The sequence below is a fragment of the Mitsuaria sp. PDC51 genome (assembly GCF_900113225.1).
Lineage (GTDB): Bacteria > Pseudomonadota > Gammaproteobacteria > Burkholderiales > Burkholderiaceae_C > Roseateles.
Genome location: NZ_FOZE01000001.1, coordinates 1149552 through 1172304, shown reverse-complemented (window position 1 = coordinate 1172304; position 22753 = coordinate 1149552). Strand labels below are relative to the sequence as shown.

Here is a 22753-nt window from a genome sequence, read left to right as displayed (position 1 = left end):
GCGCCAAATCGGCCGTTGGAGTTGCCCAGCCGCTGCCAAGCAAGCTTCCATATCCGCCGCGATGACGGGGCCAAACGCGGCAAGCTCAGTTTGCTCACCTCCCCAAATCATCTTCCGACCAAACGATATCACCGGCTCTCTACCCTCTTCTAAGCCGCCTTCTACTGCCTGAAGCAAACGCTCATACGCTTCATCCGCACGCCGAAAGGGAACCGCGCGCCCATAACTCTTGGACATCAGTACTCCAGTTCACAAGAACCCCGCTTTGAAACACTGGCCGCTGGGGGCATGGAAGTTGTGCACAGCAAATTCGCAAATATGCGTCGGCAGTGTATCGAGCGACTCATCTGCCTCAACGCACCCGACGAAGCTCTTGGTCAAAGAATTCGAAGAGGTCGGTATAACCACCCCAATAGTCGGAATAGCTGGCCCGAAGCGGGGAATCCATGGGAGGAATCTCGGAGGCGTACTCCCAGGGCAAAGGTAACGCACGCTTGGGGTCACTCATGCGCAACGGAGGAGGAGTTGGGCCTGCAAATGCCAGCAACCTCAGAATCCGCATCACCAGCTGACTAACCTCAATTCTTCCTGGCGGAGGAACCAAGTCGAGCACCGCTCTCATATGGTCCGAGAATGACCAAGCCTCGCAAGACCAATTCCCAGATTGGACACATGCCTCAATTCGGACGGCAATCTCCTCACCGTAACGAACCTCAATGAGTAGCCAGGAAACCTCCGGCCCGTCCTGCTCCCATTCGCTCTGATACGACCAGAGCTCCTCTGCGGCTCGTGCTGCGAGGCAAATCAACGACTCTCTCGAGACAAGATGGTGCTCAACGCTTTCGCCTCCAATGCACTGAAAGCGATGGTTTCTCTCGGTGACCGACCAACCAACATCCGACCCGTAAACCTCGGAAGTAAGGTCAAAACGAGGGCCCCAATGCAAAGCCCCATCTGCCGTTGTGTAGACCGCTAGCACATCCATCTCAAGCTCGTCGCGCGACTCCTCTTCCGCCGCTGTATCGGCATGGCCGTCGGAGTGCGACACCTGATTCGATACGTCATTGCTCATGACTGAAAACTTGCCCAAGCCAAGTAGGAATGGTCTGACGCTAACACCATCGTCGAGTTCAGAGCAAGTAAAAAAACGCAGAAGACCCCTGGTATCCACCTTTTGCATAGCCCGACCAGAACGGTATTCAACTTCAGCATTGCAAATCAAGTGGATGGATTACAGCAACTGTATCCATTGAAGGAATTCACATTTTCTTGAAGTGATAAAAGGGGTTTGCACCATTGAGTTTCGGGTGGCACATTCGGCGCCTTTCACATCTCGACCGACCTCGTGGCCGCCTCCATCGACTGGCAGTTAACACGTTGCCATCGCCCCCTTCCCTCTTCGCTCTTGCCGGAGGGATTTCCGGTATTGAGCGATGCCTCGTCTGACCTCCTATGCGAGCCCGCCGTAGTTTTTTTGTACGAAACGTTTGTTCGCGCAAAAATCAACTATGCGGATAAGGAGTACTCAGTAACAAACCTAGCAAACGACCTTAAGGGTTGGTTCACCTATCTAGAACATGTGGAGTTGGACTGGTCGGAGGCTACCGAGTCTCATGTGGCGGGATACATCCACGCAATGGCAATCACCATCGCTCCAAAAACCGCGAAGTTCCATTCGGAACAAACAATGAAGCGCCGCGTATCCACAGTCTCGAACCTCTATAGGTGGGCAGCAAGAGTCCACTTCTGCAAATGGGACGATAGTAACGACGAGTTACTGCTGCAGAAGGCCTCTACGAGTAGGGGCGCTAGATACTTCAAATGGCCGGATTGCTCCAGTAAGCAAGATGCCTATCGAATAAAAGGACTACTGAAGGATGAAGCCAAGGAAATATTCAAGAAGCTGGGCGAACGCCCTACCAAGCACGAGCAGGCGTGGAAGGACTTTGGACAAGGCGTCTCCAAGTCACTTCCACCTAGCGCAAAAGACAGACTAGCTGCAGAGATGGCACTTAATGCAGGCTTGCGAGTCTTTGAATGCACACGCTTGAAACTGGGTGCCGTGCAGAAGTATCTCGACGACATCGAGAATATTGTCGCCACGAAACTTTATCCGGTAGATATCAAGGGAAAAGGCGGCAAGACACTGCCGACCAATTTCTCAGGAGCGTTGCTTCTCCAAATTGCTGCGTACGTCCGCGGCGAAAGGGCTTGCTGTAATCCAAGATGCGATACGGTGCTAGTAAATCCGCCGCACTACGGACCGAGCCTTATGGGTCGCCAATGTACAACGAGGACTCTTGAGAAACGTTTTTCTGAAGCCTGTATTGCCCTTGGCGTTCTGCGGGAAGAAGAGTACTTTGCAATTGGAGATGATGGCAGATACGAAAGCACCCCGCGGAAACGCAAATGCCCCAAATACGTCTTTCACGACTTGCGACATACCTTTGCATTCTGGACCTATCTCGCCCGTCGGTGGACGGATGCAGAACCGTGGAAGTACGTTTCCGAACAACTTCGGCACGCCAGCATAGAAACAACGCTGAAAATTTACCTCGCACATATCAATGCATACGAAGCAATAGTAAGCGACGATTTCTTGGAAAGTTTTAAAACTCGCCGCGGCGGCGCAAAAAACTGAACTCCAATATGTCACGTCGTCCTAAACGACCTACTCATTACGACCAACTCTCTGCGGCTGCTTGGGAGGTCGTTGCTGCTCGGGATACGCTCCCCAGCGTTGATGCATCGCTTACGTCCTATACGGGAGATCCTTCGCTGGCGCCAAGCTTCTTGCAGCAGCTCGAGATTCTGCGCAACACAGTTCAGGAATGGCCCACGTCCGATTTCTGGCTGCAGGGATACGTGCTATGGGCGAACGACCCAAAGTCCAAACGTAAAAACCACCGTCAATTTTCAAACTTTGTAGGAGGCCTTCAGAATGGTGTCTTTGAGTTCATGGAAGCACACGATTATCTCCAAATCCAGTCGACGGAAATTGACACCAAATGGGTGAACGCCTTAGTTGACTGGTTGAAGACTGCAGATAGAAAGCTTAAGAAGCGGGCAATATCTAGCCTGGGTGAAGGGCCTCGTGCATACAACACTGCAAGACGCCAATACCTCTACTTCAAGGCACTAATTGATGCCTTGCGCGGAAATGCACGATGCAGCCATTTACTCAGCCCCAAACTAAAGCTTCCAAGGATTCCGTTTCCCGATGCAGAAGAGCATGGAAAGCGAACCAAGCGACTGTCAGATGAACTTTGGCTGAAGATTTACGATGCCGCTGTCGAAGAAGTGACGGAGACGATTACCACTTGCTATGAATCATGGAACATTCTGGAAGGCGATTTTATCGCACCTGACGAAAATCGCGCGGGCTCAGGCAGATTCCGCAACAACTTCCCAGCCGTTCTATGGGGCCTCAAGAATCGCCACCCCGACATTATTCCCACCATCCGCGAGATGCAGGCGGAATGGCCTGGCGACCTCACGAACGCAATTAAGGAACACATAAGCATTTATCGCGCGAGCCTGTGCTTCCAACCGACAGCTCGCTCCCTGTTTCCATTTGTCCTCCTTCTGTACATCTACTCGCAGGCCAACACTGGTTCCCTGCGGACACTGCGGATTAATGACATCGCAGAAATTGAAGGTTTCGGCGGTCAACGCGTGGCTTGGTACTTGAGCAAGCCTCGCGGAAGTGATTACACCCGGTCGTTTCCGATTGACCGAGAGGACATTCTATCTCCGAACGCCATCGTGGAGTTCATTATTCATTGGACACGCAGGATTCGAAGATTGGCGGGAGATTATCGAGAATTCACCTTCATTTTCGTGAATAACTGGGGAAACGTATTTCCATTCAGTGCATCGTCAATGCCTGGCAAGAAAACGGAAGCATGTGGACACTGGCTTTCAGCAGCAAAGGACTTCTGCAGGGTTCACAGTCTGCCGCATTTCGTTATCAAGGAGCTTCGCTTAACCGGCCTGCACGTTATTCGTGAACGTTCCGGTGATGACCTACTCGCGCATAAAGTTGCCTCGGGCACGAGCACTGAAGCAGTAATCAAAGACCATTACGAGGGGGAGGACGCCAAACTTATAAGGTCCCAGCAGTTGGGCGAAGCAATGGCTAATCAGTCTCGGTGGATTACGTCCAACGGGCGCATCCATCAGCGAGGAAACAACCTCAGCGAAGATTTACTCGCTGCAACGCCAGGATGGAACTGCCTCGACTGCTTCAATTCGCCGCGTCCCGGGCAAAAGCCCGGGCGCCTTTGCGATGCCTTTGGCGAATGCCCCGCTTGCCCTCACTCAGTTCTCGACACGGATTCGCCTTACTGCTTCGCCCGAGCAGTCCAACTTAGAAACGAGATAACCGACGCATTTGACTACATGGAGTATGAGCGTTGGGCAAAGGTATTCAGTCCCGTTGCAAAGCGACTGGATGAGTATTGGTTAAACCTGTTCTCGGACGAATGCATCGAAGCGGCTCGTCTGCTGAACGTCAATGACCTGGGACGTTTAACATGAAACTAAACGCACTGCAAAGAGCCGGCAGCTACGATTACCAACGGACGTTGGGGCAAGCCCTACGCGATGTACTTTGCTCCCCCTGGGACTCAATGAGTTGGTACTTCTCCCGTTTCCTGCCCACTGGAGAAGTTCGGATTCCGGCTCACTGGTCGTTTGTCATCGCCCCGGGCATTACGTCTGAACAGTACCCAGAACTAATCGAATGCTTCAAGGCTCTCTTGGCTAGCCTGCTGGCGAATCGTAATCAGCAATCCTATGATTTTTCCGTACGTTCAATCCCTGCGTTCCTCATCGGCGCGCGCGCGATGTTACGGTGGATGGCGACCAACAACATTCGTGACTTCTCCGAACTAACTCCGGAAGTGTGCGATGCGTACTTGGCAGACCTGCCGTCTGAGATTCTTCACCCAGTGAACTACCGTCCCGGACCGCAGGAGGGTCGAAAGAAGGTCACCGAACTCCGAGAGATGGCTGATATCGAACTCGCTTACGAAAGCGCGGGGGTCGATGAGTTCGACGAACAGGCAACGCCCACATTCGATGAAGAAACGGGCGGCGAGGATGAGTACGTCAATGACGACGTGAGGGACGAAGACGGCAACGAAACAGTGAGCGTCGAACAGATTGATGATTCCATCGTTGCGCAAAACGTTGCTGAGAATGAGGAAAACCGTCAACCCTCATTTAACCAAGTCTATTTGAGAATTAGCACCATTCATCAGATTTATTCGCAACGTCTCGACTTCGAAGAATTCGGAATTCCATTCATGCTTTCGCAGCCATTCGACGGTCTGTCGGCAAAGAAAGTGGCGGAGCCGGTATCCAGAATTGTCCGAGAAATTACGCCCCCACTGCCTGACGAGGTCGCTCTGCCGTTGCTGACTGAGGCTCTTACATGGCTTGACGATAAAGCACCCGACGTCCTTCGATTGCGCGACCTGGTTTTGATGGAACGCACTCGCCTTGCGAAGGAACATGGCTTGCGTACTACGAAGTACTACACGCAACTCAACAAGGCGCTGCGCGCTTTCGAGTTTTCGGTACTTACTGGTCAAGTCAGCCCCTGGCGTGAGGGCCTCGAATCCGTCTCCATGGAGACACCTACGACCAACCCCGCGAAGTTGATTCCAGTTCAGCTTGGGCCACTGAGGCAAGTCAGACGCCTTATCCTCACGCTACGTGATGCAGCCTTTGTACTACTAAACTATCTCGTTGGCCTTCGAATATCCGAGTACAAATCTATTCGGGTACGAAACCAAAGCGGATTGCTTTTCGGCTGTGTGGAAAAGAGAACTTCTCGCTCGGGAATTCTTGAGATTTTCTTTGTAAAAGGATTCATCACGAAAGGCCGTGACATTCCAATTGAGACCGAATGGGTTATTGGATGTCGTCCCGTAGGCTCCGATTTTGAGCCCATACCTCTTCGAGCAATTCGACTTCTGCACGAACTATTCCTACCTTGGAAGGGCGACTGTCAGGAGTATGGACTGTTCCAGCAGTTCTCCAACATGAACTCCTTGCCCTACGACGAAGATTTGACCGTCGATGCATTCTCTGGAAATCTGGTGTTGGGCTTACGTCGCTTTGTGCATCATGAGGTCGACCTCACGGGCCTCCCACAGAGAGGAGCGCATGGGGAAGACTTAACCCCCTACATTGCGACCAGGGGAAGATGCATCACCTCACATCAGGGGCGGAAGACCTTTTCGGCGTTTATGCTTGACTCTCGCCGGAGCTTGCTGCTTCCCGTTAGTCGACACTTTCATCACCTCAACACGACAGTAACTGAAGCATCGTATTTCGCCGCAGTTGCACGATTGAAAAGGGAGGTCAATTCTGAGACTACGGCCAACACTATCCGCGTTTTTGAAGAAGTGATGGACGGAAACGTCGTCCTTGTCGGAAGAATGGCGGCTGCGATTGACGCGATGGTGAATAGTGAAGCCTGGGCTAACGCAAGCACTCGACGCGAGCGATATATTGCAATCAAGGCCACCGTTCTGCTTCACGAGTTGACCATTTATTTCACTCGATATGGAATGTGCTTCATTAAAGCTAAGCCCCTCGAGTCACGCTGCAACGAGGCCGCCGAGCATACGGGATGGCTGTGGGACGAGCCTGCTTTTGAATACCGAACACCAGCGCTCTGTGCCGGATGCGGCTGCTTCGCCATTGACCCGAGCCATCGCACATATTGGGTAGACCGAGCTGACCGCCATATTGATGGGGACGCGCGGGAGTTCCATGTTCTGTTTTCGCAACGCGAACAGGCCCGAAAAGTAGTTCTTTGGCTTAAGGACGCGGCGGCATGAAGGCTCGACGTCAACAATGGGGCTATGTCGCGGAAACCGAACGCCTTCTGCGGGAAGCTTTTAACGCCATTCAAGCAGAACCTAAGGCGCGGTTAGGCATATCGTCCGTGGCACGCCGAGCAGGTTTCTCGAGGGATGTACTCAGCGGAAGGCGGACTGCTTATGTCGCTCTGCAAACGGAAATCCGAGAGGCGGTGCGCGCGAGAGCTAGTACCGCCAGAGCGAAGGTTTTGGCGGCCGCACAAGAGCGCCGTGACTTTCAGCAAGAAGTGGAGCGCCGTCACGCAGCAGCAGACGATTTGATTCGCCGCTGGAATCTGAGCAGGGGACGAAGCGCAGATGGGATGGACCGAGGCGCCTCAACATCTGCCCAGCGCCGCCGAAGCTTGCAAGTGGTGCCCAAGCCAAAGTTGTCCGGGGTTTGACACGGGCAGAAGAGCAGCTGCAGTTGCGGCCAGTGCACTAGGCGTCGGCGAGCCGCGTGGCGGAATCCATGAACTACTGTATATTTATACAGAAATCTTGCAGGCGTGCGGAGTCCCCACTCCGCGCGACAAGGAATGGCGCCATGGGCCACACACCCTCCTCCATCGTTCAGTTCGTCAAGGGCCGCGGCGTCGGGTCAAACGCCCGTTCACGTTTCGAAGCTTGGCAGCGCGAGCCCTCGCTGGAGCACCTGGACGAGGCGCGTCTGATTGACGGCGAAGGACCTTTAAGCGAACCGAGCGTCAGAACGGAAGTGATGGCGCGCGAGGCGAGGTCCATCATTAGCCACAACACATCGCCGGATATTCCGTTCGACCAAAGCATCAACCCCTACGCTGGCTGTGAGCACGGTTGCGTGTACTGCTATGCAAGACCGACTCACGCATACCTCGGCCTTTCACCAGGGCTCGACTTCGAGACCAAGCTCGTCGCCAAGACGAACGCAGCCGAGCTCTTGCGGAAAGAGCTCGGTCGCAAGGGGTACCAGCCTAGCCTCATCGCGCTTGGCGCCAGCACGGACCCCTACCAGCCGATTGAACGCGACTTCCGCATCACGCGGTCCATTCTGGAGGTATTGGCTGAACACCAAGCCCCAGTGAGTATCACGACGAAGTCAGCCCTGGTCACGCGTGACATCGACATTCTGGGACCGATGGCGGAGCGAGGTCTAGCCAGGGTGAACATCTCGCTGGCCACTGTCACTCCCGACCTGGCTCGCATCCTGGACCCTCGTGCCAATGCACCGCATCGGCGCTTGCGAGCCATGCAAGAGCTGGCACGGGCAGGCATACCCGTGGCCGTCTTTGCATCGCCGATGATTCCTGGCATCAACGATGCGGACTTGGAGTCAATCTTGGAAGCATCTGCCGCTGCAGGCGCCTCCTACGCGAGCATGATTGTGCTCAGGCTGCCACTAGAAGTTCGCGACTTGTTCGTTGAGTGGCTTCGCCAACACTTCCCTCTGCGTGCCGAGCACGTGATGAGCCTCGTGAGGCAAATGCGCGGCGGGGTCGACTACGACTCGTCCTTCGGTTCACGGATGCGTGGCACCGGCCCCTATGCCGCACTTCTGAGGCAACGATTCAACGTTGCAGCGAAGAGGTTTGGTTTGAGTAAGGTGCCAGGGGCGGTTGACACCAGCCTGTTTCGGATTCCTCCGGCCGTTCGCGCAAGTTCTGATGGCCAACAGACGCTGTTCTAGCTGGGGGAGCGAGAGCTCGCTGAGCCGCATCAACGCGCGCACGAGCAGCCAAGCGTTCGTTGTTGTCGAGCGTATTGAGAAGAGGCGCGCCCGCGGCAGCGTCCAATGACCCCGCGCCGTGGCTGCGCTCCAGCTATCGCGGCACGCTGCTGATGACCTGCTACATGCCATCGGAAGCGGAGGAGTCGACTGCCAAGGGCACGTAGGCCTGGTCTCGTTGGCGGTCTGTTCGTCTCGAATCTGGAGCTTGGACCGCATCCGCACCGACTAGCCCCTGGCAGCGGAACGCTGAGCTCTTCTACATGGGCGGCGCCAACGGCTACCTCGACTACGCGCACAACGGCGAGACGAAGGACATCGTGGCGGCCTAGGGAAAGGTTGACCGTCGGTACACAGTCATGACGAAGCAGGCTGGCCCTCGTTGCACGCCATTGGGGTCGCAACTTAGTGATGCAGCCCCTTCTTGCTTGTCATAACGGCGTAGAGCTCGGCCGCCGAGCCTCCACGTCGTCGATGCGAAGGTCGTCGTCGATGACGATGCGAATCACGCCGAAACCTTGCACGGGTTCTTGTATGAAGCGCTCGAGAGGCGTCAGTGGCCACGATATGAAGCCGTCTCGTACCCGGTCCAGATGAACCCAATCATCCATCCCAGGCAGCAGATGATGATTTCCGGTGTACTTGAGAAACGGAGCATGCTGCGCCATGTAAGACGTCGCAGCGGCGATTTGAGGGGGAGACGCTCCAGCAACCACTTTGCCGCCAGCGACGTGAGACAGGGGCAGGCCTTGGCTCATTCGGTCCGAGGCGAACCACACGAGGTAATTGGTTAGCTGCGACCAGTCATCGCCAAGGTCGCATTGCCTCCCCTCGGTCCCTTGGTACAACTTGGCAAGGCCGAGTCCCAGAGAGTCGGATTCGCCGACGCTCACGCCATCAGGTACGGTGAATGCGGAAGCGGATGGGCTCACCGGCAGTGCGGCTACCGCGGACTCCAGTCGCCATCCTTCATTGCACGTCCCCTTGGGCCTAACCACCGCATACTTTGCTTGCTTTGACCTGTAGTACGTGGGCTGCCATACAACGAAAGGGGTCGGAATCTTTGGAGCGTTGGCGGGGGGATTTAGCACCTCGAACGACGGCCAGTTGGCATACATGTAGCGCTGTATTAGCTCGCTTTCCTGAGTGAGCTTACAAACGTCATTGCCTTCGGCACGTTTGGCTTGAACCAGCAAGCTCCGAGAAACGCGGCTTACGCCGCTGCCTCGTTGCAAGATAAGTAGGAGGTCTGCTAGCTCCGGCTTGCACGGCTTGGTCGCTGAGTGCAATAGAGACTTCCAACTCACACGAGGAATGTTGTGGCAGAAGACGGCGGACACCGTCATCGACCCGGACGCCACAAAGGGCGACCACTGAGTGGCCAGGATTGCCGGCATATGGGCAACAAGCCGAGCGACCTCACACGGTTCGGTCGACCCGGCAATAAGGCTGTAATCTTTCAGCGCCGTGCCCACTGCGACGTCCGCAGCCGTCGCAAGTGTCTGCAGGTTCATGGTTCTCCCTCAGGCTGCACAGAACAATGCGTCCGTTTCGCAGCGACAGTTCGAAGCCTGAGCATAGCTGGCGACGGGCCCAACTCACTTCCCAGACGGATGGGAACCTCTTGCTTCATGCATTCCATGCGTTCCTGCTCAGGAATAGCTTTGAGTTGCCCCATGTACTGCTGAACGCCTCCCTTGGACGAATAGCTAGGAGGCCTCATCCACCCTGTAATGACTGGAACTAGCCTCAACACCTACTACCTGGTACCCCTTGATTTGAAGCTTCCCGACGATGTCCTTCTATGCCCGGATTGCATCTGACGCGGAAAGCTCACGCCTCGCGTCGATTTCTCCAACTCCAGCGTGCGAGTCCATCGGCTGTCGCAGAGCACGGGACCTCAGTCAAACGTCGCCTACGCTGGATGGCCCGCCCCAGAACCGACGCTTGCTCGCAGACACGCATGCCCTTTGCGACGTTAAAACCGCAGGGCTTCAAGGTAGTCATCGAGGGCAATGAACTTGGAAGCTTCCTCTCGGAGTTCGCGGGCCGCATGGCTCCAGAACACAACCTCCACCTTATACCCGTCCTTTTTGAGTTCCTTGATGGTCGGGACGTAATCCGCATCGCCTGAGACAAGCACGAAGGTATCGGCCTTTGGGTCGCCATGCTTGTACGCATCTTTGGTGAGCAGTGTAGCAATGCCGGTATCAATCTTCTTCTCCTTGTTCCGCACATTGCGGTCCTCAAGGTGAAGTTCAAAACCGACCCTCTCCGCAATTGCCCAGATTGAGTCGTTTGGCGGAGGGCGCGAGCCGAAGAGCGCCGCGCGCTTCAAGCTCGAAATGTCCTTGCCCACCAAGAACTCGTACAGCTTTCCGAAGCTGATGGTGTACGCGTGGTCGAACACCCCAGGGTCGGCAGCGCCTCCCGAATCGTCGGGACAAGCCCATGCTTCACGGCTGCGACCCGCCGTCCCTCGATGTAGAGATTAGAGTTGTCCACGTAGATGTAGTCAGCCATCGCCTTCTCCTTTTTCGCTCCCGTGAACTATGTTGGCAGAGTCCTTGGGGGTGGCGACATGGTGAATCTCCTCAGAAAGACGCCGCCTATGCCTTCACCCCCTCGACCAGAGGGGATAGGCAACGAGGAGATTGGGAGGCTCGTAGCTCGGCCGAGCTATGCGTCAGGCACTGCGATGATTTCGAGCGCAGTGCCAACGCATCCGCCAATGCATGGCGGCGGCGGTGGCCAGCAAGGGACCAAGCCGTTCGAAGCGGGGAGAGGCCGCGTGGTTCTCGGTCTCTCACTGCTTTAGCCACGGGCAACCTACTCGGTTCCTGCTGCTAGCGGGCCTCGATGTCTCGGATTGCATCGAGCGCCGCCTCGCCCACATCGACGTCATCCACGTGTGGGTAGAGCGAGGAGACGTCGTTGGCCGTTCCGAAACGACCCAACACTTGGATGGCAAGCAGGAGGTGGGACTGGGGAGGCTCAATCCTCTCGTAGTACCAAGCCGCGTCGGCCTTCGTCGCGAGTGCGTCTTGCGCAAGTGCGACAGACAGGCTCGGGAAAAGCTCGGGCAACTGCTTTGCGTTCATCGACATGGAACGGCCCCATCGCAGCGTGGCGACCGCAGCCATCGCGTGTAGTCCACCAACCAAGTTCAGTTGCTCCCGAGACTCGGCCAGCACGCGCTGACGAAGCCACCCAGCTTGCTCTGGTAACGCACTGACATAGTAGAGACGCGCACATGCAAGTAACGCGACCTTGGCCGGCTCTGGCAGCAACGCGGTCCATGAAACCGTTGGCAGCTCCAGCCCCATCGTTCCGAACGCCTCATGCGCAACAACGAGAGACTCCAACGACTCTTGTGGGCCGTGAGAGTGCTCAGAGGGAAGCTCCAACCACGGACTAATAGTTTCGACCACATAAGGAGATGGTCCGGCGTCGACGGCTCGGCGAATCAGCGAGGACGGAAAGCAGAAAGCGGCCTTGTCCGCGGTAGTTCCCCGGCAAGCCATCGCGCTCAGGAGAGCAATGTCTTCGGCCGACTGGTCATGCCAGGCTTGATAGTGAACATCCCCAAAAGGACTGTCGAACTGTTGCATGTAAAACCGCATCGCTGCCGCGCAGGCCTCGGCATCCTCCGGCTCCGCCAACAGCGACTTCAGCTCGGCCTTAAGCTGGTCAAGGTCGCCCCATTTGACGTCGTCATACGCGCCTTGCGCGTACATGGCTGCGGTCAGAGCATGTTGGAGGAAGGGATGGTTGGTCTTCAGCTCCCCCATCGCATCCAGTAGCTCCCGCTTACGTGCTTCGTCCCCCACCTCCATTTGTTCGGCGAGGTCCAGAGACTGGAGCTTCAAGTGATAGGGACTTCGCTTCCAGTCCTTCCTGAAGAAATCCACTAGCCTGTCGGTCAACGGTCCAGTCTCAGCGGGTGCTGGTCGCTTTAGCAACGCAAGAAGCACGTACGTTTCCAAGAGCGACTTGTCGCCAGTCCAATGCGCAGCACGCACCTCGCCTAAGCCGACAGGGTAGATGGCTCGGATGGAATGATGTCCGCCCGCGGTTGCTGAAATCAGCGCGCTCAAGGAGAACTCATTCCCACCGAAAAGCACGACCTCAGCGAACAGCTCCTCCGACAACTTGATTAGTTCTATCCGCTCGAGGTCCGCCCCAACAGACGCGAGCATGCGTAAGATTGCAGCGTCCGCTCGCCGGACGGCATCGAGCACGGGGGACAGGTAACGTCCTTCGCAGAATGCCTTCGTCACCAGCGTCAGCAGAACCTTGTCTTGCTCAGACCACGGAGGCGAGTTTGGAACGACACAGGAAACGCCTGTCATTCCAGTCCCGTCGCGCTCAAACGTCAGAACGTCTGCCTCTTGCTGCAACCTTGCAATGATTTCATCGCACTTGGCGCGTATCCACGCTTGCGATGCGGCGCCACACTGTCCAGCATCTGCCGCGCGCAAGAGTTCAAAATCCAGCACTTGCGGCAGCACGCTTTGAAGCAACTGTTTGCTCTCTATCGCGCCTAGCAAGAATTGGCGACTTTTTGCCAAGCGAGGGGACTGCAGTGTTTCAAGCGTCGTCTGTGCAGTTGTCATGCGCACGCGGGCGGCCCACTCCGCCGTAGCTGCGCGCAGGAACTGCTCGTGCCCGAAGCTCATCCTGTCACCGCGCCTCGCGAGTACACGCTTGGCAATCAACAGGTTGAGCAGGGCTCGAGCAGTCGGAACACCCTGTAGAAGTCGGTCTGCCTCTCGCACCGAAGTCGAGAAGCGGGCGTCTTCCGCCAGCACGCCGGCAAGGCGCGCGAGGAAGGCAATACCCTCGAACGCATGCTCTCCAAGCACTTTCCTAACGAACGTGTCAAAGAGCGCGAAGCCGCTACTTCCGTCGCCGAGCTCGGCAAGCACCTCCCCGACCAGTCTCGCTTCCAGACCACTGCCAACTGCGTCGAGGAAGTTAGGCAGTCGGTTCAACGCATCGCCGGTTCCGCATGCCCCTTGAGCAATGCGGACCTTCAAGTCGTTGTCCGGTCTCTTCACGTTCACGGTCACGCCATCGAGTAAGTCTGAGCGAACAAGGTGACCGCTCGACGTCACGACGCACGGTGAGCTGACCTTTCGCACGAACGCCCGAACCGCCCTCGTCAGGCGCTCTTGTCGGAACTCGTGGCACTCGTTGTAGCCGTCTACGCAGACAAGAACTGGTCTGCGTAGTCGCCGCACGTCGCTCAGGAACTGCTTCGCACTCGAGCCAGACAACAGACCAACCTCTCGCTCGATGAGGTCCTTGAGCGAGCCGTCGAAATCCTGCGCCTGGAGCAGCAAGGGAGCAAACCCCACCTCGATGCAGTCAATCGCGAGTCGTGAAATGAGCAACGACTTTCCGCAGCCCGATGGTCCGAGCAGAATGACTACTTGCCCAGGTGCCTTCAGCACCTCATTCATCACATCGGCCCTTGTTCGCGCCTCCCCGTCCAGTTCGTACTGGTCATCGACCAGTTGAGCTGCCATCAGCTCGTGCTGGATTCGGAACTGCTCGTTGTATAGCTCGATGCGCGACCGTGCAGCGGCCATCTCTTCGTCGACCGCATCGATATGCATAGCAACGCGTCTCAGCCCGAGAGAGGCCGCGACCGCCGCCACCTCCTTTGGAGTGAGGCGCTGCTGCGACCCACGCTGCAGCAGCTCGGGTAGTTGCCCTGGAATCGCTTTGCTCACTTTTTCTGTGGTCGGCACGGATGAGCCCTCGGGCCAGCCGAACGCGGCCATGACGCATGCGTCGGGATAGCCGGACGCCTTGCTCGCGGTCGCTCCAACTGCGTCCTTCCAGGCGTTCTTCGCGTCCAACGCTTGGCGATACGCGTTCCTCATCTCGAGAATGAGCCCGCCTTGCGTCGCTACGGTCCACGGACCGTTCTCCTTGCCAGTCACCGGCCATCGATAGGACTTGGCCTCGATAACCAACACGCCCTTCGGCGTACACACGACGAAGTCGAGCTGCCGACCAGAAGCTTCGAAGTTGGCCAATATCGCGAACGGCCCGGGGAGTCCGGCAAGAGCGACCAGTAGGTGTCGATACACCTCGACCTCCGAGGCGACATCGATTGGCGCGCCGATATAGACGTCGACTTGGCTGCTGCGTTGGGATGCCGAAGGGGCGCTCATGGTCAGCGAGGGTGCGAAATAGGCTAGCTGGGCGACGAGTGTGTCTTACCGAACCGGCACAACCGTTCATGCCTCATTCGTGAGGCGCGCCGTCGGCCACATTCTTCTAAGTCCCGTCTGTCCGCGCCAAAGGGCTGCCGCCGCCGGCCGCGGCCAACGAACTTACCGGGATGCTGAGGAGCGAGGTCAGGACCGTCCTCGCTGCCGAGATACGATGGTTTGCCACTAGATGCTCTGAAGGGCACGGTTCGTACGGACTGAACTTGGGATGGAAGTATGGGAAGAGCCGCTCGGGATGACTTCAATGCAGCTGCGCGACAGAAGCTTGCCGAGCGTGCCGGCTACATCTGCTCTAACCCAGACTGCCGAAATGGCACGGTAGGTCCCGCTGGAACCCCGACCGAGTCCGTGAGCATCGGCGTTGCAGCCCACATTTGCGCCGCGGCCAAGGGCGGTCCGAGGTTTGACCCCTTGCAGTCGCCCGCAGAACGACGCTCCTTGGAGAACGGAATCTGGGTATGCCATTCCTGCTCTCGGAGAATTGACGGGGATGTGACCACCTACACGCGAGAACTCCTACGTGACTGGAAGCGAGGCGCGGAGCAACTGGCTCTCCGCCACTTGGTGGAGTCTCACATCAGCGAGACGGTAGTGCAAGAACGCATGAGGACGATGCTGAGCATCGTCCCCAGTCCTCAGGCGCACAACGCGGTCACGTCGGTGCATCGGGCGACAGAGGCATTCTTGAATGGGAAGGACAAGCGCATCGCCGTCAAGAGCTCATTCGGTCCCGAAGGTCATGTGCTGGAACTCGTCGCCAAGGAGAACTTCGACGTCAAGCTTCGCCTGACGGGTACGGACATGGAAGCAATATCAGCGGCCATGGCCGCAGTGAGCGCTCATGGGGAAGTCGCCTCTATCGAGTTCACCGACCTTCGTTTCTTCGGTTCCGCACTGCTGGAGTACTTGAGCGAAGACCGCGGACCTGGCCGGCTTGAGCTGACCCCTGTGACCGAGCAGGCAATGCTTACTTTAAAGCTACAGCCTCCAGACGGAACAACTACGGAAGAGGTTCACTTTGAAGGTGCTGCAACGGCAGGACGCCAATCCGTAACGGTCCGCGGAGAGCTGTATGGCGGAGCTGTCGTGATTGCGGTGCGCGTTCACGTTGCAGGGGAACGGCTGGGGTCACTGGACGTTACGCTGGAGGTCAGCACGGCTGTGTGGAATAGGAAGGACCTTCGCTCCTTGCCGCACCTGCAGAAGACCTTCGAACTGCTGAGTCGTCTACTCTCGGACTGGAACTGCAAGCTTGAAGTCTTCGCCTATGGCAAGTCCGCTGGGCCGTGGGACATCACGCGACTGTCCGAAGCTCCACTTCTGAGAACTCACGCTGTTCGTTTGAGCTATGCATGCAACGCTCAGTTGGTTGCGAAGCACCTCAAGTTGGAAATTCCCTTCATCGACGGTCACCCGTTTAAGAAGGACGAGTACAACGCGCTACAACGAGCGGCTCATGCCGCATCCGGCACGCTTGCTGCACCCGATTCTTCCTATGATGAGTTTGTTGAGTTCGTCGTGAACTCGGCGTCGGCTGACGATGTCTTCGTGCCGACTCCTAAACAGCGGATAAGTCTCATCTTGCGTTTCCCCAAGGGCGAGCGCATCTCAGTGTTTGGTGTTCCTGTGGACCTTCCGCCGCTGGTGGGCAACACGCTCTGCGATGTCATTGAGGTCACCCCAATCGCAGACGGAACGAGGCACCGCGTGACGGCGAGGAAGGTGTCTGGCGTCGCCTCGCTGTACACCTTCACACCTCCAACTAAGAGTGCCGATGTGGAGATGCTCTCAACTGAAGTTCCAGGACTGTTTGCCAGCATCGTCGACGACAACACTCCCGAGTCGGACTCTCCGCGAACCTAGGGCTCCGTGAACGTGCTGAGCTTCAGGCTCAAGCGGTGGCCCAAGGGACGACGACGACGCGGTACCCACTCTCGACACCTTCAAGGACCTGTTCATCGCGCACGGCGAAGGGCTGGGAGGCTTGCAACCTGAGCGTCAAGCCCATGGCGGCAGCAAAGAGCACGGAGCCTCTCCGGCTCAGCCTGTGGAGGCGCTGCCCCCTCCTTCGACCGAGCGCTGGCAAGATGGTGAGCTCAGCGAAGGAGGGGCGCTTCAGACCTTCCTATATCGCTTGGGTCAAAAACTCCGCCCTCCGCCCCAAGAGGGGCTGCTGCTCCACACATTCTGCGTTCGCATAACATGCTCGCAGCCGCGGTAGGGATTGATCGAGAGGTCGAAGCCGATGTCCGGCGACTGGTTGCCGCTGAGGATCTTGCGGGCCTGCTCCTCGATGATCTCGGTCCTGGGCGCGACATGCTCCTCCAGCGCCGTCTGGTCCAGCGTGCCCCAGCCGTCGTCGTACTGTTCGCGCTCGCGCGATTCGAAGCGGTGCGGCATGGCCCAGCCGCTGCCCCGGCCCTTCAGGGCATCGGCCTGGATGTACAGCGGCGGCCTGGCGATCTTGGTGTCTTGCGGCATACTGTCAATTTATACAGTAATCAGCCGGATTGCCAGTGCCCGTCGGCATCTTCGCGGCCGACATAATCGCCGCCCATGGATGCCCTCGAAGACCTGCTGCGCGCCGCCCTCCACGAGATGGGCCGCGGCCGCCACGCCGAGGCGGCGGCGCTGCTCGCGCCGCATGCCCACGTCGCGTCCAACCCGCTGCAGCGCTACCTGGGCGAGTCGCTGCGGCGCAGCGGCCAGGCGCAGGCGGCGATCGGGCCGCTGATGCAGGCGCTGGCGCTGAAGATCGACGACATCGACGCCTACCTGCAGCTCGCCTTCGCGCTGCAGACGCTGCAGATGAAGACCGAGGCGGCGGAGTGCTTCCGCACCGTGGCCGCGCTGCGTCCCGACAGCGTCATGGCGCAGGCCTACCAGGCCCATGGCGACCAGCAATGCGCGCGCTGGGACGACTTCGACGCCAATCTGCAGGCGCTGCACGCGGCGCTGCGCGCCAAGCCCGAGGCGGCGGACGACGAGTTCGGCGTGCCCTTCGCGCTGGCCGCCCTGCCCCACGCGCCGGCCGACCTGCTCAAGGTCGCGCGCCTGAGCACGCGTTTCCTGAGCCGCGGCATCGCGTCCCTGCCGCCCGCGCGGGCGGTCGACAAACCGCGGCTGCGCATCGGCTACCTGTCCGGCGACTTCCACGCCCACGCGACGGCGGCGCTGATGGTGGAGGTGCTCGAGTGCCGCGACCGCGCGGACTTCGAGGTGCTGCTGTTCTCGCATGGACCGGACGACGGCTCGCCGCTGCAGCAGCGCGTGCGCGCCGCCTGCGACCGCTTCATCGATGTCGGCGCGCTCGACGCGGCCGGCATCGCCGCGCGCATGCGCGCCGAGAGCGTGGACATCGCGGTCGACCTCAAGGGCCACACGGCCGGCAGCCGCTTCACCGCGCTGGCCGCGCGGCCGGCGCCGGTGCAGGTCGCGTGGCTGGGTTTCCCAGGCACCTGCGGCGCGGACTACATCGACTACGTCATCGGCGACCCGATCGTGACGCCGCTGGCCGACGCCCCGTTCTACAGCGAGCGCATCGCGCAGCTGCCGCGCTGCTACCAGCCCGGCGACGCGACGCGCCGCATCGTGCCGACGCCGCGCGCCGCGCTGGGCCTGCCCGAGGACGCGATCGTGCTGCTGTCGGCGAACGTGGTGCACAAGGTCCTGCCGCCGATCTTCGAAGCCTGGATGGTGCTGCTGCATCGCCTGCCCTCGGCGCTGCTGTGGCAGCTCAGCGGCGGCGAGCAGGCGGACGCGCGGCTGCGCGAGGAAGCCGCGCGGCACGGCATCGTGCCCGAGCGCCTGGTGTTCATGCCGCCGGTGGACATGGCCGCGCACTGGAACCGCCTGGCCGCCGCGGACCTGGCGCTCGACACCTGGCCCTACAACGGCCACACGACGACCAGCGATGCGCTCGCGGCCGGCGTGCCGGTCGTGACGCTGCGCGGGGACGGCTTCGCGTCGCGCGTGGCGGAGAGCCTGCTCGCCGAGGCCGGTCTGCCGGAGCTGGTCTGCGAGTCGCTCGATGACTACGTGGAACGCGCCTGCGCGCTCGCGACCGGGCCCAAGCCGCCGATCCGGCCGTGGATCGATTCACGCGCCTTCGCGCGCGACCTGGAAGCGCTCTACCGGCGCATGTGGGCGCGCGCCGTGGCTGGCCTGCCGCCCGAGGCCCTGCCGGCCGTGTCCGTCCCGGTTGCGCCGGCCGGCGACGCCGCGGACGCTCGCAGACCGTAGCCTTCACCGTCTCGATCCGGCCGCGGTCGCGTGGCTCGATCCTGGCCATCGCCATCGTCGTCGCCCGCAAACGCCGGTGACGTTGACCGACGCCATGAAGCCGGGCTGTGGGTCACATGAAGAATCGATGAAGCGCCGCGCCGGCGGCGGCGCGGAGGCTTCGCGGACTGGTCCAATGCCGGCCATGAAGATTCTCCTGATCGAGGACGACCTCGACCTCGGCAATGGCGTGCGCATCGCGCTGACCGACCAGGGCATGGACGTCGTGTGGACCCGCCAGATCGCCGCCGCCTGGCACCAGCTGTCGCAGCAGCCCTGCGACCTGGTGCTGCTGGACCTGGGCCTGCCCGACGGCGACGGGCTGCAGCTGCTCGCGCGGCTGCGGCGCGAGCACGGGTCGCTGCCGGTGCTGATCCTGAGCGCGCGCGATGCGCTGCAGGACCGGCTCAACGGCCTGGATTCCGGCGCCGACGACTACCTGGTCAAGCCCTTCGAGCTGGCCGAGCTGCTGTCCCGCATCCGCGCGCTGGCGCGCCGCAGCTACGGCTTCGACGGCGAGTTGCTGTCGCTGCGCGGCCTGCAGCTGCACATGCCCACGCGCCGGGTCAGCGTCGAGGGCCAGCCGGTGGAGCTGACCGTCAGCGAATACGAGCTGCTGCGGCTGCTGATGATGCGGGCCGGCCGCATCGTGACGCGGCGCACGCTGGAGGAGCAGGTGCTGCCCGGCGGCCCGGGCAACGCGAGCAACGCGCTGGACGTGCACATGGCCAACCTGCGCCGCAAGATCGGCGACGGCTGGGTGCGGACGGTGCGCGGCGTGGGCTACGTGATCGACCAGGAGACGCGATGACCGCGTCGTCCTTCCGCCTGCCCCCGCCGCCGGGGCCGCGGGCCGCCCTCGTCCTTGTCCTCGTCCGCGTGGGCCGGGGCCTGCGCGAGGCACTGCTCGCCGTGGTCCGGCCCAGCCTGGTGCGGCGCCTGCTGGTGGCCCAGCTGGCGCTGCTGATGCTGCTGTGGGTGCTGGGCATCGCCTATCTGCTGCACCAGGGCGGGCGCGCCTTCCTGCTGCTCCAGTCGAAGCAGATCTACCCGACCATCCTGGCGATCGCCGACGACACCGACAGCACGCCCGAGCGGCGCCGGCAGGCGCTGGACCTGCTGCACGCCTCCATCGTGGAGGAGTACGACACCTCGCCCGAGCGCCAGCCCGCCATCCTGGTCACGCGCGGGACGCAGGTGCTGTACCGGTCCCGCAACGCTCGCGCGCTCGGTCGTGTCGGGCCATGGCGGCCGCATCGTGTTGGCAGAGGCGGCCGGCGGCCACGGCCTGCGGGTCGAGGTGCGGCTGCCGCTGCTGTAGCGCGATGCGCAGCACGCCGCCACGGGCGTGTTTTCGCCAATGGCCACGACACGCGCTCGTCCCTACATTAGTTCGGTCGCCGCATTAACTTGCCTCGCCGCGTTCGAGGTGGCGCGCTTCCCAACTTCCGGGCCCGTTGACGATGCTTCGCTCCCTGCTTGCCTTGGCGCTCAGCCTGTTTGCCCTGCACGCTCAGGCCGCCCGCGTGACCACCGCGCTGGAGAGCGCCTGGCGCTTCCAGCGCGCCGACGTGGCGGGCGCCGAGGCGCCGGACTTCGACGATGCCGCCTGGTCCACCGTCGCCCTGCCGCACACCTACAACGTGCCCGATGGCGAGACCGGCGGCAGCCCCTACCGCGGCGCCGCCTGGTACCGCCGCAGCCTGGACGTGGCGCCCGGCGGCGCGACGCGGCGCTTCCTGGAGTTCGACGCCGCGACGCTCGCCGCCGACGTGTGGGTCAACGGCCGCCACGCGGGTCGCCACGAGGGCGGCTATGCGCGCTTCCGCTTCGACATCACGGCGCTGCTGCGGCCGGGGCCCAACGTCGTCGCCGTGCGCGTCGACAACGGCAAGCTACCGCACGTGGCGCCGCTGGCGGGCGACTTCACCGTCTTCGGCGGACTGATCCGGCCGGTGCGCCTCATCGAGACCCCGCAGGCCCACATCGAGTTGCTGGACCACGGCGGCCCCGGGGTGCGCGTGGACATCGAGCAACTGAACGCCGAGCGGGCGCGCCTCCAGCTGCAGGTGCAGCTGCGCAACGACGGCGACCAGCCGGCCGTGCGTCAGCTGCGATTGACGCTGCGTGATGCCGCAGGGCGCTCCGTGGCGCAGCAGTCGCAATCGCTGCGGCTCGCGCCCGGCGCGCCGATCACGGCGACGGCGACGCTCGACGTGCGGCAGCCCCACCTGTGGCAAGGGATCCCCGACCCGTATCTCTACCGCCTCAGCGCCGAGCTGATGGACGCCCGCAGCGTGGCCGACACGGTGCAGCTGCCGGTGGGCCTGCGCCAGTTCGGCGTCGACCCGCAGCGCGGTTTCCTGCTCAACGGCAAGCCCTACCCGCTGCATGGCGTCAACTACTTCCACGCCGGCCGCCCCGGCCGCGGCGTGGCGGTGGGCCCCGCGGAGATCGACGAGGACCTGCGCCTCCTGATGGACCTGGGCCTCACCGGCCTGCGCCTGGTCCACTACCAGCACCCCGCCTACACCTACGAGCGGGCCGACCAGCTCGGCCTGGTGGTGTGGACCGAGATCCCGCTGAATGCCTTGATGGCGGAGACCGCCGCGTTCCGCGACAACATCCAGGCCCAGCTGCGGGAGCTGATCCGCCAGAACCGCCATCACGCCTCGGTCGCCGTCTGGGGCGTGGGCAACGAGGTCTACCGCAGCGACGAGCCCATCCGCGCCCTGCTGGCCGACCTGCACGCGCTGGCCAAGCAGGAGGATCCCTCGCGGCTGACCACCTATGCCCACTGCTGCGCGCCGGATGACCATCCGATGGCGCTGCAGACTGACCTGGCGTCCTACAACCGCTATTGGGGCTGGTACGACGGCGAGTTCAAGGACATCGGCCCCTGGGCCGACAAGCTGCACGCCCGCATGCCGGACAAGCCCATCGGCCTGGGCGAGTTCGGCGCGGGCGCCAGCGTCGTCCAGCAGGAGGACCCGCCGCGTCGCCCCGAGCCGGGCGGGCGCTGGCATCCCGAGCAGTACCAGGCGCTGTTCCACGAAACCTATGCGGCCGAGGTCGCCCGGCGGCCCTTCCTGTGGGGCAGCTTCATCTGGCTGGGCTTCGACCATGCCGCGGCGAACCGCCACGAGGGCGACACCACCGGTCGCAATGACAAGGGACTGGTCAGCTACGACCGGCGCCACCTGAAGGACGCCTATCACCTGATGCGCGCCTGGTGGAGCAGGCAGCCGGTGCTGCACCTGACCAGCAAGCGCCTCGTCCAACGGCCCGCGGGTCCGGTAGACATCAAGGCCTACAGCAATGCGCGCCAGGCGACGCTGGAGGTCAATGGCAAGGGGATGGGCACGGTGGACGTGGTGGACCGCATCGCCCGCTGGCCCGGCGTGGTGCTCGAGGCGGGCCGCGCCGTGCTCAAGGTCACCGACGACCGGGGCAGCGCCGACGGCGTCGAATGGGAGATCGGGAAGGTCGGAGAGACCGCAAAGACCGGCGAGGCCGGCGGCCCCGCCCGCTGAGCGCGGCAAGCCACCCAAACCCCGGGACCGTCGCCGCGTTGTCGCGTGCGTGCCGGTGCCGGGGAATCCGTGGACGGTCAGGCGAAGGCGATGCGCAGCGCGCTGACATGCCGG

At 60.7% G+C, this 22753-nt stretch carries 14 protein-coding genes; 9 read left to right on the top strand and 5 right to left on the bottom strand.

Going from position 1 to position 22753, the window contains the following annotated elements:
- Positions 1-352: 352 nt before the first annotated feature.
- Complete coding sequence (locus tag BM393_RS25110) at positions 353-1072, bottom strand: hypothetical protein (protein WP_141225227.1); 720 nt, start codon at positions 1070-1072, stop codon at positions 353-355.
- 273 nt (positions 1073-1345) lie between these two features.
- Here BM393_RS25110 and BM393_RS05140 point away from each other — a divergent pair, with 273 nt between their 5' ends.
- From BM393_RS05140 to BM393_RS05130, 4 genes are all read left to right on the top strand, one after another.
- Entirely contained in the window at positions 1346-2641 is a 1296-nt protein-coding gene (locus BM393_RS05140; RefSeq protein ID WP_141225226.1) for a site-specific integrase, read from the top strand.
- 152 nt (positions 2642-2793) lie between these two features.
- A complete protein-coding gene (locus BM393_RS25105; RefSeq protein ID WP_141225225.1) occupies positions 2794-4539 on the top strand; it encodes a hypothetical protein in 1746 nt (581 codons plus the stop codon).
- A 92-nt stretch (positions 4540-4631) separates the two neighbouring features.
- Entirely contained in the window at positions 4632-6854 is a 2223-nt protein-coding gene (locus BM393_RS25100) for a hypothetical protein (RefSeq protein WP_217648385.1), read from the top strand.
- A gap of 568 nt (positions 6855-7422) precedes the next feature.
- Complete coding sequence (locus tag BM393_RS05130; protein WP_091723082.1) at positions 7423-8541, top strand: PA0069 family radical SAM protein; 1119 nt, start codon at positions 7423-7425, stop codon at positions 8539-8541.
- A gap of 470 nt (positions 8542-9011) precedes the next feature.
- Here BM393_RS05130 and BM393_RS25095 read toward each other — a convergent pair whose 3' ends face one another.
- The 3 genes from BM393_RS25095 to BM393_RS05115 form a co-directional block, all read right to left on the bottom strand.
- Positions 9012-10094: a hypothetical protein gene (locus BM393_RS25095; protein ID WP_141225223.1), complete on the bottom strand. Its 1083-nt coding sequence runs from the start codon at positions 10092-10094 to the stop codon at positions 9012-9014.
- A gap of 464 nt (positions 10095-10558) precedes the next feature.
- A complete protein-coding gene (locus BM393_RS05120; RefSeq protein ID WP_217648384.1) occupies positions 10559-10990 on the bottom strand; it encodes an NYN domain-containing protein in 432 nt (143 codons plus the stop codon).
- Between the two features lie 436 nt (positions 10991-11426).
- The gene (locus BM393_RS05115; protein WP_091723074.1) at positions 11427-14765 is read right to left on the bottom strand and encodes an NERD domain-containing protein; all 3339 of its coding nucleotides are present in this window, start codon (positions 14763-14765) and stop codon (positions 11427-11429) included.
- A 672-nt stretch (positions 14766-15437) separates the two neighbouring features.
- On the opposite strand from BM393_RS05115, the gene BM393_RS25090 reads away from it, so the two are divergent.
- Positions 15438-16688: a hypothetical protein gene (locus tag BM393_RS25090; protein WP_141225222.1), complete on the top strand. Its 1251-nt coding sequence runs from the start codon at positions 15438-15440 to the stop codon at positions 16686-16688.
- 276 nt (positions 16689-16964) lie between these two features.
- Here the strand turns inward: BM393_RS25090 and BM393_RS05110 are convergent, their stop codons facing one another.
- Positions 16965-17306, bottom strand: a complete 342-nt coding sequence (locus BM393_RS05110) for a hypothetical protein (RefSeq protein ID WP_091723070.1) — start codon at positions 17304-17306, stop codon at positions 16965-16967.
- A 75-nt stretch (positions 17307-17381) separates the two neighbouring features.
- Here BM393_RS05110 and BM393_RS05105 point away from each other — a divergent pair, with 75 nt between their 5' ends.
- The 4 genes from BM393_RS05105 (at position 17382) to BM393_RS05090 (ending at position 22639) form a co-directional block, all read left to right on the top strand.
- On the top strand, positions 17382-19067 hold the full coding sequence (locus BM393_RS05105) for a hypothetical protein (RefSeq protein ID WP_091723066.1): 1686 nt from the start codon (positions 17382-17384) through the stop codon (positions 19065-19067).
- A 184-nt stretch (positions 19068-19251) separates the two neighbouring features.
- Positions 19252-19917 carry a response regulator gene (locus BM393_RS05100; protein WP_091725057.1) on the top strand — a complete coding sequence of 222 codons (666 nt, stop codon included), beginning with the start codon at positions 19252-19254 and terminating at the stop codon, positions 19915-19917.
- A complete protein-coding gene (locus tag BM393_RS05095; protein WP_091723062.1) occupies positions 19914-20498 on the top strand; it encodes a hypothetical protein in 585 nt (194 codons plus the stop codon). Before BM393_RS05100 ends, BM393_RS05095 begins: the two co-directional genes overlap by 4 nt.
- A 71-nt stretch (positions 20499-20569) precedes the next feature.
- Complete coding sequence (locus BM393_RS05090) at positions 20570-22639, top strand: glycoside hydrolase family 2 TIM barrel-domain containing protein (RefSeq protein WP_091723058.1); 2070 nt, start codon at positions 20570-20572, stop codon at positions 22637-22639.
- Positions 22640-22753: the final 114 nt, after the last annotated feature.

What these genes read in the sequence shown, in the direction of transcription:
- BM393_RS25100 (WP_217648385.1), top strand. Translation starts at nt 4,632, where the DNA reads ATGAGTTGGTACTTCTCCCGTTTCCTGCCCACTGGAGAAGTTCGGATT.
- BM393_RS05105 (WP_091723066.1), top strand. Translation starts at nt 17,382, where the DNA reads ATGGATGCCCTCGAAGACCTGCTGCGCGCCGCCCTCCACGAGATGGGC.
- BM393_RS05110 (WP_091723070.1), bottom strand. Translation starts at nt 17,306, where the DNA reads ATGCCGCAAGACACCAAGATCGCCAGGCCGCCGCTGTACATCCAGGCC.
- BM393_RS05090 (WP_091723058.1), top strand. Translation starts at nt 20,570, where the DNA reads ATGCTTCGCTCCCTGCTTGCCTTGGCGCTCAGCCTGTTTGCCCTGCAC.
- BM393_RS05115 (WP_091723074.1), bottom strand. Translation starts at nt 14,765, where the DNA reads ATGAGCGCCCCTTCGGCATCCCAACGCAGCAGCCAAGTCGACGTCTAT.
- BM393_RS05095 (WP_091723062.1), top strand. Translation starts at nt 19,914, where the DNA reads ATGACCGCGTCGTCCTTCCGCCTGCCCCCGCCGCCGGGGCCGCGGGCC.
- BM393_RS25095 (WP_141225223.1), bottom strand. Translation starts at nt 10,094, where the DNA reads ATGAACCTGCAGACACTTGCGACGGCTGCGGACGTCGCAGTGGGCACG.
- BM393_RS25110 (WP_141225227.1), bottom strand. Translation starts at nt 1,072, where the DNA reads ATGAGCAATGACGTATCGAATCAGGTGTCGCACTCCGACGGCCATGCC.
- BM393_RS25090 (WP_141225222.1), top strand. Translation starts at nt 15,438, where the DNA reads ATGCTGAGCATCGTCCCCAGTCCTCAGGCGCACAACGCGGTCACGTCG.
- BM393_RS05100 (WP_091725057.1), top strand. Translation starts at nt 19,252, where the DNA reads ATGAAGATTCTCCTGATCGAGGACGACCTCGACCTCGGCAATGGCGTG.
- BM393_RS05130 (WP_091723082.1), top strand. Translation starts at nt 7,423, where the DNA reads ATGGGCCACACACCCTCCTCCATCGTTCAGTTCGTCAAGGGCCGCGGC.